14 protein-coding genes are annotated in these 16,855 nt (G+C 34.3%); 5 read left to right on the top strand and 9 right to left on the bottom strand.

Annotation, left to right across the window (positions count from 1 at the left end; genetic code table 11):
- Positions 1–85 precede the first annotated feature (85 nt).
- From BUC21_RS02100 to BUC21_RS02065, 8 genes are all read right to left on the bottom strand, one after another.
- Positions 86–661 carry a LutC/YkgG family protein gene (locus BUC21_RS02100; protein ID WP_073398875.1) on the bottom strand — a complete coding sequence of 192 codons (576 nt, stop codon included), beginning with the start codon at positions 659–661 and terminating at the stop codon, positions 86–88.
- Positions 658–2,025, bottom strand: coding sequence for a lactate utilization protein B (locus tag BUC21_RS02095; protein ID WP_073398874.1), 1,368 nt, complete (start codon positions 2,023–2,025; stop codon positions 658–660). The genes BUC21_RS02100 and BUC21_RS02095 overlap by 4 nt, the downstream gene beginning before the upstream one ends.
- Complete coding sequence (locus tag BUC21_RS02090; RefSeq protein ID WP_073398873.1) at positions 2,022–2,774, bottom strand: (Fe-S)-binding protein; 753 nt, start codon at positions 2,772–2,774, stop codon at positions 2,022–2,024. The genes BUC21_RS02095 and BUC21_RS02090 overlap by 4 nt, the downstream gene beginning before the upstream one ends.
- On the bottom strand, positions 2,774–4,210 hold the full coding sequence (gene aldA / locus BUC21_RS02085) for an aldehyde dehydrogenase (RefSeq protein WP_073398872.1): 1,437 nt from the start codon (positions 4,208–4,210) through the stop codon (positions 2,774–2,776). The genes BUC21_RS02090 and aldA overlap by 1 nt, the downstream gene beginning before the upstream one ends.
- Before the next feature lie 410 nt (positions 4,211–4,620).
- On the bottom strand, positions 4,621–5,283 hold the full coding sequence (locus tag BUC21_RS02080) for a hypothetical protein (protein ID WP_139261201.1): 663 nt from the start codon (positions 5,281–5,283) through the stop codon (positions 4,621–4,623).
- Between the two features lie 77 nt (positions 5,284–5,360).
- A complete protein-coding gene (locus BUC21_RS02075) occupies positions 5,361–6,170 on the bottom strand; it encodes a hypothetical protein (protein WP_139261199.1) in 810 nt (269 codons plus the stop codon).
- An 18-nt stretch (positions 6,171–6,188) separates the two neighbouring features.
- Entirely contained in the window at positions 6,189–7,700 is a 1,512-nt protein-coding gene (locus tag BUC21_RS02070) for a hypothetical protein (protein ID WP_073398869.1), read from the bottom strand.
- A gap of 275 nt (positions 7,701–7,975) precedes the next feature.
- A complete protein-coding gene (locus BUC21_RS02065) occupies positions 7,976–9,529 on the bottom strand; it encodes an RNA-binding domain-containing protein (RefSeq protein ID WP_083547556.1) in 1,554 nt (517 codons plus the stop codon).
- Positions 9,530–10,886: 1,357 nt separating this feature from the next.
- Here BUC21_RS02065 and BUC21_RS02060 point away from each other — a divergent pair.
- The 3 genes from BUC21_RS02060 (at position 10,887) to BUC21_RS02045 (ending at position 13,374) form a co-directional block, all read left to right on the top strand.
- On the top strand, positions 10,887–11,666 hold the full coding sequence (locus BUC21_RS02060) for a hypothetical protein (RefSeq protein ID WP_073398868.1): 780 nt from the start codon (positions 10,887–10,889) through the stop codon (positions 11,664–11,666).
- Between the two features lie 47 nt (positions 11,667–11,713).
- Entirely contained in the window at positions 11,714–12,001 is a 288-nt protein-coding gene (locus BUC21_RS02055; RefSeq protein WP_139261197.1) for a hypothetical protein, read from the top strand.
- Between the two features lie 425 nt (positions 12,002–12,426).
- Positions 12,427–13,374, top strand: coding sequence for an AraC family transcriptional regulator (locus tag BUC21_RS02045; protein ID WP_073398865.1), 948 nt, complete (start codon positions 12,427–12,429; stop codon positions 13,372–13,374).
- 53 nt (positions 13,375–13,427) lie between these two features.
- Here BUC21_RS02045 and BUC21_RS02040 read toward each other — a convergent pair whose 3' ends face one another.
- Entirely contained in the window at positions 13,428–14,324 is an 897-nt protein-coding gene (locus BUC21_RS02040; RefSeq protein WP_073399167.1) for a helix-turn-helix domain-containing protein, read from the bottom strand.
- A 198-nt stretch (positions 14,325–14,522) separates the two neighbouring features.
- On the opposite strand from BUC21_RS02040, the gene BUC21_RS02035 reads away from it, so the two are divergent.
- Together BUC21_RS02035 and BUC21_RS02030 are read left to right on the top strand one after the other, a co-directional pair.
- On the top strand, positions 14,523–15,512 hold the full coding sequence (locus BUC21_RS02035; protein ID WP_073398864.1) for an aldo/keto reductase: 990 nt from the start codon (positions 14,523–14,525) through the stop codon (positions 15,510–15,512).
- 62 nt (positions 15,513–15,574) lie between these two features.
- A complete protein-coding gene (locus BUC21_RS02030) occupies positions 15,575–16,837 on the top strand; it encodes a cupin domain-containing carboxymuconolactone decarboxylase family protein (RefSeq protein WP_083547554.1) in 1,263 nt (420 codons plus the stop codon).
- Positions 16,838–16,855 lie beyond the last annotated feature (18 nt).

Here is a 16,855-nt window from a genome sequence, read left to right as displayed (position 1 = left end):
TCTTTCGTTTCGGTGAACATCCATTGCTAACTTTAATTATAAAACAAAAATTATTTACCCTATTTAAAGATTAAACAAAAATTGTTTATTTCAGAATAACCGTCACCTCCTTAGCACCATGAGCACCTTTAACTAAAGCCTGCTCAATATCTGCAGTTTTAGAAGGGCCGGATATAAAAACTCCAAATCCGTAATCGTTAAATTGCTGTCTTTTATATGCCTCATGCATAGTATCTACCAGACTCTCTTTATCGAGAAGGATTACCAAACTATCCGCAATAAAATAGAGAGCTCTCTCTTTTACATGCTGAGGAATCCACACAGTTCCGTTTTCTGCTACACCAAACGCCCCTTCAACTATTCCCAGATTAACACCGTTCAGTTCTCGAGGATTATTGACAGAATCCGGATCCATAGTCGAATTAATATCGGGTACATTAGATGCAATTGTTTTAGCATCCGGATACAGTTCGGCTATTAATTGATTTATATCCTCACCTTCCTTCAATAAAACGGCATTGCCACCCACAGCTTTACTGACCTCAATAAACTGGTTAATTTTATCAGGAAACTGTATGGCATCCAGTTCAATCACAGGCATATCATACTGTTCCAGATTATGCTGCCTGATATTATTTAAAATCTGTTCTTTGCTATTCATCGCTTAACGTTTTTCTTCCACCAGGAGGTAAATGATTCAGGGGCAAACTCCGGCAATTCTCTTCCAATGCCCCATTCATTGAACTTATTATATTTCAGCGAACGCGGTATTTTATTAACTATCGGTGCCATTTTCAACGCACTGTGAAAAAGCCCGGGATGATTAAAAAGAAAACTCATTCCGCCAGACAGTACTTTTTTAGCAGGATTTGCTTTGCCAATTGCATCAAGCCCCTGCCTCCATTTATAAATCTGATTACCTAGATCTATTTTTACCGGACAGACATTGTTACATGAGAAGCAGAGAGTACAAGCCGGTAAGTTAGTATAATATACCTGCGGTGCATTCAGCATTCCCAGATTAATACCAATAGGACCGGGAATGAAATACGAATAAGAATAGCCACCACTTCTCCGGTAAACAGGACAAGTATTCATACAAGCTCCGCAACGGATACATTTCAATGTTTGCAAGTGATCCTTGTTTCCTAAAATATCACTTCTTCCATTATCCACTAAAATAATATGCAATTCACCTCCCTTGCGGGGTTTACAATAATGAGAAGTATAAGAAGTTATTGGTTGTCCGGTTGCCGATCTTGCCAACAGACGAGTGAAAACACCTAATGACTCACGATTAGGAATCACCTTTTCAATCCCAATTGATACAATATGAATATCGGCCTGAGATGTTCCCATATCAGCATTACCTTCGTTTGTACAGACAACTATATCACCCGTCTCGGCTACACCGAAATTAGCTCCGGTCATCGCCACTTTTGCAGAAAGGAACTCTTTCCGGAGATTCTCACGCATGCAACCGGTAAGATAAGTGGGATCGGAATTTCTTTTTTCGGTATTCAGCTTTTCTTCAAAAAGCTCCCCTATAATCTGCCTTTTCAGGTGAATGGCCGGCATTACAATGTGACTGGGCGGCTGCTTCAATAACTGAAGAATCCGTTCACCCAAATCGCTTTCAATAACATCAATGCCGTTTTCAATCAGGAAATCATCCAAATGACATTCCTCCGTCAGCATCGACTTACTTTTCACAACCTTCTCCGCATTGTTTTTACGAAGAATTTCCAGAACAATATCGTTGTGCTCCGTATCATCTTTAGCCCAGTGTACGGTTGCACCATTTTTTTCAGCAGCCTCAGCAAATTGCAGAAGATAATGATCCAGATGAGTAATGGAGTGCATCTTTATCTTACTTGCCAGTTCGCGCAACTCCTCCCATTCAGGAATACCCTTCGCCAGATTATCTCTTTTTACGCGTGTACCCCAAAGAGTTTCGTTATGCCACTGCGCTCCCTCTTTATTACTAAGGAAAGCCTCTGCAGCTGTAACATGATTTTTATTCATAATCCACTAGCTAATATTTCGACAGCATGAATGAACTTAACAGGTAATTTATCCCTTCGGGCTATTCCTTGCATGTGCATCAGGCACGAACTGTCGGCACCGGTAATATACTCGGCACCGGTATTCATGTGATTCTGCAGCTTATCCCTTCCCATAGCACAGGACACCGCCTCTTCCTCGACGGCAAACATTCCCCCGAATCCGCAGCATTCATCCACTCTTTCCGGTTCTTCAATTTCAATTCCCTTCTTTAAAGAAAGGAGATCCTTTATCTTGGAATACATAGGAATATTCAGTTCGCTTGCCGAAGAAAGATTTAATTCCCGTACTCCGTGACAGCTATTGTGCACACTTACCTTATGAGGAAATTCACCCGGAAGATTATCCGGCTTAACAATGTCATGCAAAAACTCGCACACATCGTAAATCTTACCTTCAGTCTGGCAAGCATGTCCATGAGCTGCCAGAATCTGCGGATGGTTTTCTTTCACAAAAGCCACACAACTAGCCGAAGGTCCCACCACATAATCATAGTCTTTGAATATATCTCCGAACTTTTTTATCGTAGCCAGACCTTTTTCTTCAAAACCTGCATTGGCCATAGGCTGGCCGCAGCAGGTCTGATTCATAGGATAGTCAATATTTAATCCAAAGTATTTCAGCAATTTATAAGTAGCGATACCCACTTCCGGATAAACCGCATTTACATAACAAGGAATAAACAATCCTATTTTAAGTGATTTATCCATTAATCTTGTGTTTCAATATAAACAACATGAGTTTGCAAATACTCTTCCAGGCCGTGTTTACCATCAGCACCACCAATACCCGATTTACGCCATCCGGCATGGAATCCCTGCATAGCCTCAAAGTTCTCTCTGTTCACATACGTTTCACCGAACTTCAGACTACGTACCAACTTCAACGCAGTATTCAGGTTCTTTGTATATACAGATGAGGTAAGTCCGTATTCGCAATCGTTAGCCCATTCAATAGCCTTATCTAAATCAGTAAATTCGATGATTGGCAGAACCGGACCAAAGGTTTCTTCGTGTGCAATATCCATATCATGGGTTACATCAGTAAGAACAGTAGGTTCAAAGAAATAACCTTTCTGATCTATCTTCTTACCGCCACACGCAATCTTAGCTCCTTGCTTAACGGCTTTATCCACTTTATCCTGAACAGATTTCAGCGAATTAGCATCAATCAGCGGCCCCATATCCAGTTCTTTAATTTTGCTAGGATCACCAAAAGTAACCTTCTTCATTCCTTCAATCACCTTTTTCTGGAATTCATCCTTTACATCTTTATGCACATAAACACGTTCGCAACAGTTGCAAACCTGTCCGGTATTAATAACCCGGGATGCAATAATGCATTTTACAGCCAAATCAATGTCTGCATCATTCATTACAATAGCAGGAGCTTTTCCGCCTAGTTCCAGAGATACCTTAGTGATATTAGTACAGGCAGCAGCCATAGTCTGTCGACCTGCATCCACACTTCCAGTGAGACTAACCATTCCCACTTTTGGATTAGCTGCCAGTTCATGACCCACTACCGAACCTTTACCAAATACTATATTGAACACGCCAGCAGGCAAGCCTGATTCTTCAACAACCTGAGCAAATACATAAGCATTCTCAGGAGTCAGCTGACTTGGTTTAATTACAATCGTATTACCAGTAACCAATGCAGGAGCAGCTTTTCTGGCAATTAAGAAAAACGGAAAATTCCAGGGAAGGATTCCTGTAGTAACACCAATAGGTTTCTTAAACAGGAATATATTTTCTTTTGGTCTGTCACTTTGAATAATTTCGCCTTCATAACGGCGGGCCCATTCGGCCATGTAATCCAAATAATCAGCGGTAAATAAAACCTCAACATTAGCCAATGCCTGCGTTTTGCCTCCTTCTCTCACAATAATATCAGTCAGTTCAGCTTCTCTTTTTCTGATACCATTTGCAATAATTCTAAGATATTTAGCTCTTTCCACTGCCGGAATCTTCTCCCATGCTGGCTGAGCTTTTTCTGCAGCATCAATTGCTGCTTTTACATCATCGGCAGTACCGTCCGGCATAAGTGAGATAACTTCTTCAGTCGAAGGGTTCAGAACATTAATCCATTTGTCGGAAGCATTTTCTACAAATTTCCCATTGATAAACATTTTTAGATTTTTCATAGGCTGTTTTTTAAAGATTAACAATGAGTCATAAAGATATATTTTTAGAATGACAATATCACTTCCTTTTTTGATTTTATGACTTACTTTTTTGACTTATAATCTTTATAGTCAATTTTTTATATAATCTTAGTTAGCCTTTCAACCCAAACTTATATCAGCAAGAATTTTCAGTACTATTTCTCTTCTTTCTTTTCTGTTATGATGTAGTAGCCTCGGGAATTATAGATACTTTATTATCATTTAGAGGTTTATTTTGCTCCCTCATTTATTCCCTCATCTGATTGATTCTTTTATATGGGCCTTAATTTTTCAAGCCTATTTACAGGTCCGTTTACAGGTCTATCTTCATTTCTTGCTGCATCTTCCGCTGCACAATCTGTCATATTCTCTATTGCTAGAGAGAATTATTACTTCATTTTATTACTGTTTATTCTTAAATTCAAATAACCAAGTCTCCAGTTTATAAGTGAAAGTGATAAGAATACCAAAATTTCTATCAGCCAATTCATATTATTAAATATACTTGATATAAAACCTCCAAATTGAGTCTCTAGTATAACCAGAGTTATATACAAAGAAAATACTATTGCTACAGTTTTTATGAATGATTTTCTGCGCCAGATTGTACTTCCTAATATAAAAATTGATTGTACAAATAATCCTGCTGAGAATTCCAGTACAGGATTATAGCAGTGTCTTATCGCATTAACTAAAGATATTGGATAACAATTTGCAGAATAATATATATTAAAGAATGCGACTCTAGTATAATCGGCAAATTTAAACGCTACTAAAAATGCTACAGGAAATAGTATTATAATAATGAATAGATGTGTGACATATTTTTCCAAAGCTGTTACTTGTACATTTAAAGAAATATTTTGTTTTGAATTACTATTTATTGAAACCATCGTAGTTGAAGCAAAGATCGATCCCAACAAATATAGCCATAATGGGAAATATATATAATTTGCATTATATGGAGAGCAGCAGGGATTGATATTATTTCGTTCAAATGAGAGGTATTCCAATAGAATTGGAATAAGCGTAAGTACAACATATATTATCATAAACCAAATAATAAATGTTTTCTTCTTTTCACATATATCGTTTTTTAAATTCGAATAAAAATATTTAAGATGTACCATCATCCCTTTTTGCTAGTTATAACTTTAATTTTATATTCTATTTCTTCTCCATCGACTGTATCAACAATTTTCTTTAAAGGTACAAAGTCATCCCCATCATTATTCAGTTTATAAATAAATTCTGTATAATTGGAAGCACCACCATCGCAAAAAAGAGTTATTGTTTTATTTTTTTGATCAAATTTAGTAAAATCATCTAATTTATTAAATGGCTCATTGTCAGTAATCTGATACAGTATATCTTCTGCATTGTCATTAACAGAATAGACCTTATACATACTTGTATGTCTTTGCCCTTGCCCCCATAAAGAAAATACCAGCTCCTTTGTATTATCAAAATTCACATCCTGAAAGAAAAAAGGAACACCTTTATCTAAATCTCCCGAAAATCTTTCATTCTTTCTAATTTTATAATCAACATAATACACACCTTTTTTAAATATTTTCTTTTTATCACCTTCTAAAGCAGATTCATAAAAATATCTGTTTTCTAAAGTAAATGCTACTTTTCCATCTTTCGAGAATTCCAATATAGCACGTGATGGTTCATCAACAGATTCAACCATCACTTTTACAGAATACCCGTTTATAGGTTGCTTATACTTAATATAGAATCGGGGAATATGCGATTCCAGCTCTTTAAATTCTTTATTTCTTTCAGAAAAGTCAGAATCATTCCTCGTATTAACAGTATCTGAAAGTTTTTTGCTTGTCTGTTTACCGTCTTTATTTAGGTTAGATGTCTGTATGTTTCTACAAGCAGCAAACAACATTAGTAATGTTAATATGAGTACCCCTCTTATTTTCATATAATTATTATTAAAACATTAATTATTAAAACGATCTTTATTAAAATAGTCTTCAATAGTATGTATGTATTTTCCTATATTAAATCTAAAGTTTTCATTTTTACGAATTTCATCTTTTAAATTATTATACCTGAGACTTATTTCTTTGAATTTATTATCTATTCTTTCTCTTTCATCTAAGAAGGGAGCATATTCCGGATTATTTTTATCAAAGGATTCTTTAAATTGCTCTTCCACTGATCCTCTATAGAGATAGAAAAAAAGACATCTTTGTACTTCTTCTTGCTTTATTTTATCAAATAAAATATATTCATTCCAAGATATATATTTTTCTTTTGGAAGCTGTTCCTGCTTTATATCTTTGAACCCATTTATTATTTTCTCTTCTATATACTTTTTTTTGAATTCATTCTCAACTTGATTATATATTTTTCGCCATTCATAGAATTCTTCATTACTCTTTAGTTTTTCTTTTAATGCAATATCATATTCTGGTTCAATATTTGTTAAATCATTGTTTTGTGAATCAAGCTCTTTTAGTAATATCTTAAGATCTTCTTTTAACATCGGCAGTACTTTATTGCAATACAAGATAATTTTATCAATATAAGTTTGCGTTTCAATAAGTTCATTTAAAACCTTTAAAGAATCTATAAAAAGCAAAGCACCGGCTATTTTCTCACCACGAAATTCAACAAGTGTATGTCCGCAAAAATTAACACATTCCTTATCTTTACATCTATCATTTTTCAATCTAGGCCCTATATCTAAGTCTGTATAGAGATTGAATATATTGTAACGCAAAAAATCATTTAGTCCATCAATCATCTTGTTGCACTGTTCTATAAAATATCTTTTCACAAAATCATAATCCCCAGAAATATAATTATTACAGAAATCTCGGATATTATCTAATGCATATTTCCAGTAAATATCATCAACTGGATAGTCACAAGTACAACGTATCATTTGATGAGAATCAATACCCCGATATAGAACATAATGAGAAAATGGTATTATCGGTATATTCTTATAAATTAATATATTACAAAAATAGCTTGAATAACCAAATCCAAAATTTGTTGCTATTGTTGCACTAAAATCATTATTCAATGTAATAACTGGACTAGACCAACCTCTATATCTGTGGGAGTATATAAGAACATCATTATTTCTACATTTACTTAAAGTTTGCTTTAATAAGAAGGCACGCTTTCTTAGTAATAAATAACGTTTTATAGATTGTAAAGAACAACTCTTCAATTCTTCTTTAGTTCTAACACCTTGAAAAGGAAGTTCGATATTTATACAAATACCTATCGATTTATTTATAAAATAGCATACATCTACTTTTTCTACTAAATCAATTAAGTCATCTTTATCTTTATAATTATCAAGAAACTTTTCATTAAAATCAGGAAAAGTATCTTCTATTGTCACAAAATCAGTTTCAAATAAATTAGTATTCTTATTTCTTTTTAAAATATATACTATCTTTTCATTAATATCTTTTTCTTTAACATCACTCATAAAAATATTATTTAGTTATTTTGGCGGTTTAAAAGATATAAACAGGTTCTTTTCCTCTTTCATGAACTAATAAGGTTCCGTCGTAAAAATGCATCCACAGCAACTTCTAAATAGTAATAAACATACAACAGAACCACCTTTTGCGGAGCCTTAATTAGCTAGTATTTTTGTGTGCGTGTTTCATAAAACATAGCCTGCGTTTGGTGCATTCACAATATATTGGTATTTGAGCTTTCGCCGTCTGTTCGTATTTAATGTCAACATTGTTTATATAGCTATTTCTCTTCTTTCTTTTCTGTTATAATGTAATATCCTCCGGTTTTAGTTGCTCCTCTAAATTCAATCAATTCTCTTTTCTTTAAAGAGCTTATATAACGTGCCACTGATGGTATGCTTTTTTTAATATGCTCTGATATTTCATTTGCATTTAATCCTGGCGTTATTTTTAAGAGAGATATAATTGATATTTCATTATCATTTAATGGTTTACTTACAAGCTCATTTACTCTATCATTTACTCTATCATTTACTCTATCATTTACTCTATCATTTATAGGTCCATTTATAGGTCCATTTACAAGGTCATTAGTTCTTAAAGGCTCATTGATAGGCTTATTTATAGGTCCATTTACTATATCATTTACAGGTTCACCTGCTTCATATTTGATTGTGATTTTAAACACATCCCCTTCTTCAATAACAGGTAGTGCGTCATTTACATAAATAGGACAATACTTATACATCTTCCTTACTCCTGAACCTAATTCCTCTACCCAGCCTATCTGTTTAAAGAAATTAGCAATAGTAGGATTCTTTGGATGCGGTTTTAAGTTTTCCAGATTGATACGCCCCATCATATACGGACGATTCCAGTTCTCGGCAACTACCTCATACTTATAAATAGTCATTGTAGCCGGATAAGCGTTTGAGAATTCCCTATGCACTAAAAGATTTGCCACCATTTCACGAAATATCAGCTCACGTATGCTCATTCTCTGATTTCCTTCCAGATAAAACCTATCGGGCAAATATTTGCGAATAAAAGCCAACAGACGAGAATAAGACCTCATAAGATTACAGCGAATATCATCTCTATCATCATACCTCTCTACATCTTCCTTTCTACAAAGAGCATCCGTTTTAAAATGAGGAAGCACACTCGCAATTGTATTCTCCTTTCCAAACACCAAAGCTGCGGCAAGCGTATAGCCCTCTTTTCCCGTATAAGAATCTCTTAATCTCATCCGTGCAGAAACCAGAATTTCCTCATTGCTCATATTAATCCAAGGATGGTCGGCTCTTGTTAATCGCACTAAATTGCGTACAGTATCAAAGAGTTCTGTTTCAAAGTCCTCCATTTCAAGATATGGGAACACCTTATTTTCTGTATATCCATCCTGTTTGCGAAGAAACAAATTTGTTATAAGCTGCTGGTTAGTCAATTTAAAATCACCATCTTCATTCCTGTCATAATAAGCTCCTTTGTATGCATGTGGTTGCGAACTTTCGGGCACAAAGATGCTTATTACTTTTTTCCCGTCAATATCCACCACATCTGTGGAGAGAAAGAAAGTGGGAGAAATAATCTGAGGATTATTCATATCACGTGCCAACGTATCAAGCTGAGCCTGAAGTGTATCTTCATTTACTCCGATAATTTTTCCATCATCGGCTACCCCCAGCAAGATTGTTCCTCCTTTACGGTTGAGGAATGCACAAATAGTTTCGAACACAGAACGAGTAAGCGAACCGTTAGATTCTTTAAATTCTATTTCTATACCTTCGCCTTGCTTTATTAATTGCTTTATTTTGTTTATTTCTGTGTTCATAGATTTAAGAGTTATTTGTTATATATACAAGAGCATTCAATATCATGCATACAGTTACAAAGATAAAAATATTTCTCAAAATACATACAATAATATAGATCATTTTTCAAAGAACTGAAACAATATTAATTTATAGAAATTTGTTAATCATATACACCTTTTGCAAAGCAACTAGACAATTCATCACACAAAACAAATAATAAAACACAAAATCATCTACCTATCTCCCACCAAACTCACTAAAACAACTTACCATAAAGCCTTTCAGGTGGTGGCAGATAAAAAATCATCTTCCACTAGACCAAATCATCTGCTACAAAAATAGATTCTGAAAACAACTATTCATTTTATTATTATCAATTCAAAGACAACTAAACTTGTTTTTGAATATCAGTAAAGTTATTTAAATGGATTGCTCAGCAATTTATAAGAACTGAGACTTTTGATAAAGCAGACCGGAGTTTTGTATAACTCCGGTCTGCTTTTTATAAAACTACTAGACACATTTGTGCACCCTTGTACAAAAGAATGCATTCTTCTGTACAAAACAATTAATTCTTTTGTACAGAAGAATGTTTTGTTTTGTACAAGATTACATAAACATCTCGCCTGAAAAATAAAATCTCACAAAAGAGATTTAAGAAGGCTCGCCGGATATTTATTGAATGCTGGAAGGGCTGTTATTTCGAGTTAGTGGCAGATGATTTCTATCTGCTATTAAACTAAAATCATCTGCCACTAAAACGCATCCTGACAATCAACAACTTAGAAATTTACTAGTGGGAGATAAATGGTAATTATTTCTATCTACCACTAGATAAAATATTCATTATCAAATTATTAGTCTAAATTAGTAGCAGATAAGCAAAAAAAAATTTGAAAAAAATCTATTGGAGTTATAGAGTAACCTTGAAGTACTTTTCACATAACTAAATTTAGTTCCATGTTCAATATTCATTTTGTGAAACGCCAACACGTTTCTTAAACAACTGGCAAAAGTGCTTTGGGTATCAGATTTCAATTCGCAAGTAACCTAATTGTAAATAACTAGGAAAATAATTAGGTAAATTAAATAAAACTTTCTAACTTTGATTTCCAGATATAAAGAACAAGAGAGTAAAAGGTGACGATTGTGCTTTTAATAAAAATAAATAACTTATGAGACAACTTATCTTTAACTTATTGGCATTAATGTCTACCATAGTCTACGGACAAGAAAAGATAGAAAAAGGGTTACGAACTTGGAGATACGAAACAAATGATAACTGACGCTATAAAGAAATATTGCGAATAAAAGGAAATACAGCCCAAAAACTTCAGTCATTAGTAGTAACTCTAAAACAAAAAAGAATTTATCATGAAATCACCTTTGTTTAAAATATCTCTTCTTCAGTTATTAATACTGATAACTTTTTCGAGTTGTAAGCCAAGAACAGCAGAAGCAAATATCGAAAAGGCAATTTCTGATTTGACTAATAAGTTCCCTCAATTGCCTAGAGGAAAATCTAATCAGTTAGATTTTTATAAGTTGGTAAGGACCGTAATATACGATAAGAATAAATTTCAACTTCAATTGTATTCTACTCCCGACAGCATTGAAGATCAACAACAAATTATGATTCTAATAAATCCAAAAGGAGATTATTATGCAATTCCACTCTTTTCAAACACATATCGTGATTATTGGAATTTTGAATTTGACAAACCGATTGAAGGAATAAAGAGAATAAATACTACATTTGAAAAAGAAATCACCAAGGCTATCAATATTTTAAATCTCAACGATACTATAGATACTGGTGCAAAGGTTCTTGATGAAACAATTATATCTTTGCTTCATTGTCAGGTTATAAGAGAAACTGATGGACCTATATTCAAAGCTCTTTGGCCTACATATAATTCAAATGAGCCAATAGAAGATTCAGATAGCTGCATTGCAAGGCTACAAAAGAATTTTACCGCTATAAAAAAACGTATTCATCCAAACGAGTATTACTACAATTATAATGCTTACCTTGACAATCGCAATTGTCGAATTTATCAACTCGTTAATCAAGGTAAAAATAGAGGTAAGAGATTGAAACCAGAAATAAAAACTTATAGACAGAATTGTAATTTTTCAGTTTGTTATAAGTGATAAACTTTGGATTATCGAATAAAAAAGATAGTATTAAAAAAAAGACCATGACAGAAGACAATTTAATCTTACTATGTTGCTTTGCTATTTATGCTTTAACACTTCTTACCTTGATTTTAAGAAGTAAAGAGAGACTAAAATCATGTATCATTAACCTAACTGTTTTAGGATTATATAGTGGATTCTTTTTCTACAATCTGGCATTTAATAGTGCTGGAGGTTCAAGTCTTGTTTGGCTCGTATATTTAATGTTTGCAATTGGATTACATTGGTTAATAAATTTAATAGGAATTATTCTAACTTTTATAAAAAAAAGAGATACATCAAATGAATAAATTAATAGAACTATATAAAACAAATAAATTAGAATTTTGGATTGCATTAATATATAATGGAATTGGAACTCTAACGATTTGTTCAGTTTATCCAGAAGACAGATTTAATGGGGACTGGGTATTTCCATTTTCTCTAATTACTATACCGATCAATTTCTTTAGTTTTATATATAGATTTGCAGAATCCGGCCCTTTATATCCCGTATTTATTATTCAGTTTATTATGCTTATTCTAACTTTTTTGATTCTAATATTACGTAATAAGTAAAAGACTGGAAGATAAAAAATATATAACCAACTCATACCTGTGGATTCTCGACAATTTATTCAAAACAATAATTATCAAGGGAAACAAAAGAGCAAGATAAGTAAAACAGAAAACCGGGAATTGAATTACCTTTGCTATTTCACTGAAAAACAAAGATATGAGCGTTAAAGAGCAAAGCAAACAGGAATATATTGCAAGGATTAATAAGGTAATGGATTACATAGACAACCATATAAACGAGCCTCTATCCTTAGGAACGGTAGCGGGTGTGGCCAATCTGTCTCCATATCATTTCCATCGGATATTTACTTTATTCTCTGGCGAGAGTTTATCAGCTTTCATTCAACGAATAAGAATTGAAAAAGCGGCTTCATTAATCAGGGAATATAAAGATATTCCTATCAGTGAAATTGCCTATAACTGCGGATTCAGCAGTGTGTCTATCTTTAGCAGAACTTTCAGAAAGTATTTCAATACATCGGCTACGGATTTCAGAAACAGAGAAAAAGCTTTTCTTCTCATTAATGGTTCTTATTATAGCAAGGATGGTAAAGTGTTCAGCAAGAATAATCAACAACATCACAGTATTGATTTGCAACTTTGCAGCATCAATTTAAAACAATTAATTATTATGAACACAAAGATTGAAATTAAAGAAATGCCGGAGATGAGAGTTGTTTATTGTCGTCACAAAGGTGCTTTCAAAGACATCTGCTATGCGTATGACAAATTAATGAAATGGGCAGGACCAAGAGGTTTACTGAACTTTCCGGAAACTAAATCGCTGACCGTTTATCATGACGATCCTTCAATTACCGATATTGAAAATGTACGTCAGGATGCTTGTATCACCGTTAATGAAGATGTTAAAGTAGACGGAGAGATTGGTAAAATGATTGTTGAAGGGGGAAAATACGCTGTAGGACATTTTGAAATTACAGTAAATGAATTCGAACAAGCCTGGAATACGATGTGTTTGTGGTTTACAGAAAATGGATACCAGCCGGGGGATGGCAGTACTTATGAGTTATATTACAATGATCATAATGAGCACCCGGAAAAGAAATTTATTCTGGATATCTGTATTCCGGTTAGACCGCTTTAATTAAATAATACATGGAAGGGGTAATTTTCTCCTTCCATGTATTTATTACAAATTTAATGCTGCACTCTATATTCATTTGGTGAAACACCAACACGTTTCTTAAACAGACGGCTAAAATGCTGAGGGTATTTAAAGCCCAGCTCATAAGCTATCTCGCTAACCGATTTACTTGTGTCATAAACCATATCTTTTGCGGTTTCGATTAACTTTAGCTGTATATGCTCCAGAGCCGATTTTCCGGTTTCTTTCTTTATCAAATCGCCCAGATAGTTTGCTGATAGATTGAGCTTATCGGCACAGTATCCTACGGTAGGCAGACCAATGTTCTGTGGTCTGTCTGACGAAAAATAATCTCCGAGCAGATTCTCAAACCGGACAATTACATCTTTATTTATATGTTCACGAGTGATAAACTGGCGATCATAAAAACGCTTGCAATAATTAAGTAGCAGTTCTATATTCGATGTTATTAATGTCTTGCTGTGTTTATCAATTGAATGATTTAATTCCAGTTCTATTTTATGCAGGCAATCAATAACAACAACCCTCTCCTGCTCTGACAAGTGAAGAGCCTCATTGACCTCATAAGAAAAGAATGTGTACTCTTTCATATTTCGTCCAAGAGAAGTTCCACGAATCAAGTCCGGATGGAACAACAATGCCCAGCCTTTTGGCTGGTAGTACTCGCCGTTGTCTTCAACACCAAGAACCTGCCCCGGTGCAATGCACACCAACGTTCCTTCCTGATAGTCATAATAGTTACGTCCATAAATCAGATCTCCGCATTTTACATCTTTCAGATATATGGCATAAAAGCCAAAATTATGACGCATATGTGTTATCTTGTTAGACTTTGACATATCAACAACACTAACTAATGGGTGCAATGTTTCCAGTCCGAGAAAGGCATTATAATCACATATATTATCTATTTTTATAATCTCATTCATAAGCATTTATATATTAGTTGCAAGACAAAAGTAGAACTTTTTTTGTTATTTAATTCATAAGACTGCTGGTATCTGTAATAATGGTATGCATATCAGTAAAATGTATAACATTCACCCCGGAAATCCGACATAATTTTGCAACGTGATTATTTCGAAGCTGAAATAAGACTATTTTTTCAAATTTAAACATTAATATATATGAAACAGCGTAAATTAGGTACTCAGGGATTAGAAGTATCTGCACTAGGATTAGGGTGCATGGGTTTAAGTTTTGGTTATGGCCCTGCTACAGATAAGCAAGAGGCTATCAAATTAATTAGAAGAGCTTACGAATTAGGTGTAACATTTTTTGATACTGCCGAAATATATGGCCCTTTTACCAATGAAGAAGTTGTTGGCGAGGCGATTGCTCCATTTAGAAACGAAATTGTAGTTGCTACCAAATTTGGTTTTAACTTTAAGAATGGTCAGCCTGTTGGTTTAAACAGTAAACCAGAGTACATCCGTCAGGCTGTAGAAGGTTCTTTAAAAAGATTAAATGTAGAAGTCATAGATTTGCTATATCAGCATCGAATTGACCCGAATGTTCCTATTGAGGATGTTGCCGGTACAGTTAAAGATTTAATTCAGGAAGGTAAAGTAAAATACTTTGGTATGTCTGAAGCTGGAGCTACCAATATTCGTAAAGCTCATGCTATTCAGCCGGTGTCAGCCTTGCAAAGCGAATACTCTATGTGGTGGCGGGAACCTGAAACAAAGACTTTTGAAACTCTTGAGGAACTAGGAATTGGCTTTGTACCTTTCAGTCCTCTTGGCAAAGGGTTTTTAACAGGTAAAATTGATGTAAATACAGAATTCGATTCCAAAGACTTTCGTAACGGAGTACCTAGATTTGATACTGAAAACCGAAAAGCGAATCAAGCATTGGTTGAGTTGATTACCCAAATTGCTCAGGAAAAAGAGGCTACACCTGCACAAGTTGCATTAGCATGGATTCACGCTCAAAAAGAATGGATTGTGTCAATTCCTGGAACAACAAAAATACACCGACTTGAAGAAAATGTAGGAGCTGCAAATCTTGAATTAAATAAGGATGATTTAACTCAGATTGAAACTGCATTAGCAGAAATTAAGATTATTGGACATCGATATCCTGAAAGCAGCCAAAAGATGGTTGATAATGATTAGTATAATTTAAAATGCTATTGATATGAATACTTTGAAGTAATTTATATAATTATGAAATAAAGATGAAGAACTTAGTCACAATAATGGTTGCTGCAATTTTATTCTTCAGTCAAAACAATCAATTAAATGCACAAAATATGAAAGAAGAAATTCCCAAAATAAGTAATTTTCCTGTGGGAGACAAATTGCCAGAAATGTATTCTAAATACTTTATAGGACAGGCTTATCTGGCTTCGCTGACAAAAAATAAAGATCTGAATTGTCCTATAGCTAATGTAACATTTGAACCGGGTTGTCGCAACAATTGGCATAGCCATACTGGTGGTCAGATTCTTGTTGTGGTAGGTGGAAAAGGATATTATCAGGCAAAAGGTGAACCGGCACGTTTGCTTTTACCAGGCGATGTGGTTGAGATTCCGGCTAATCTGATTCATTGGCATGGAGCTGCTCCTGATAGTTGGTTCTCGCATCTGGCAATTGAAACAAATCCTCAGACTAACAAAAATACATGGTTAGAGGCTGTGAATGATGAACAATATAAAAAAGCAACTGCTGCTTCAAGCAGTAAGGAGATTAACCTAACTAAAGCAGCGATTAAGAATCATGAAGAGCTATGGCCCGGTTATGAATCAAAAGCAGCTAAAACAGATCCAGAATTGATTGAGATATTCGATAACTGGGCTTTTGACGAGGTTATTAGCTATGGTAACATTGACACAAAAACCCGGGTGATGATGATTATGGGTTCTACCATTGCTCAGGGTGCACTTACGGAATATAAAATGTTTGTAAATGGGGCTCTCAATGTGGGCGTTACACCGGTTGAAATTAAGGAAATTCTGTATCAATCGGTTGCTTATGTTGGAGTAGCCAAAGTGATAGATTTTATTTATGCTGCCAACGAAATACTAAAGGAAAGGGGAATTGAATTACCGGTAAAAAGACAATCAACCACTACACCCGAAAACCGTTTGGAGAAAGGATTGGCTCTTCAGAAAGAGATTTTTGGAGATATTATTGACAAGATGTACGAACAATCACCAAAGAATCAGCTGCATATACAAAAGTACTTATCGGCAAACTGTTTCGGTGATTATCAAACCCGTACCGGTTTAGATACAAAGACAAGAGAACTTTTAACTTTCTCCATGCTCATCAGCATGGGTGGCACTGAATCACAGGTAAAAGGACATATTCTTGGTAATGTAAATGTGGGTAATAACAAAGAAACATTGTTGAGTGTAACTACACAGCTTTTACCATATATTGGATATCCTCGCACGCTGAATGCATTAAAATGCTTAAACGAAGTTATTCCTGAATAAATAAATTGTTCTTCAGTT

This window comes from Bacteroides luti (assembly GCF_900128905.1).
Lineage (GTDB): Bacteria > Bacteroidota > Bacteroidia > Bacteroidales > Bacteroidaceae > Bacteroides > Bacteroides luti.
Note: the sequence above shows the minus strand (reverse complement) of the source record. Positions and strands in the feature narration are given on the sequence as shown.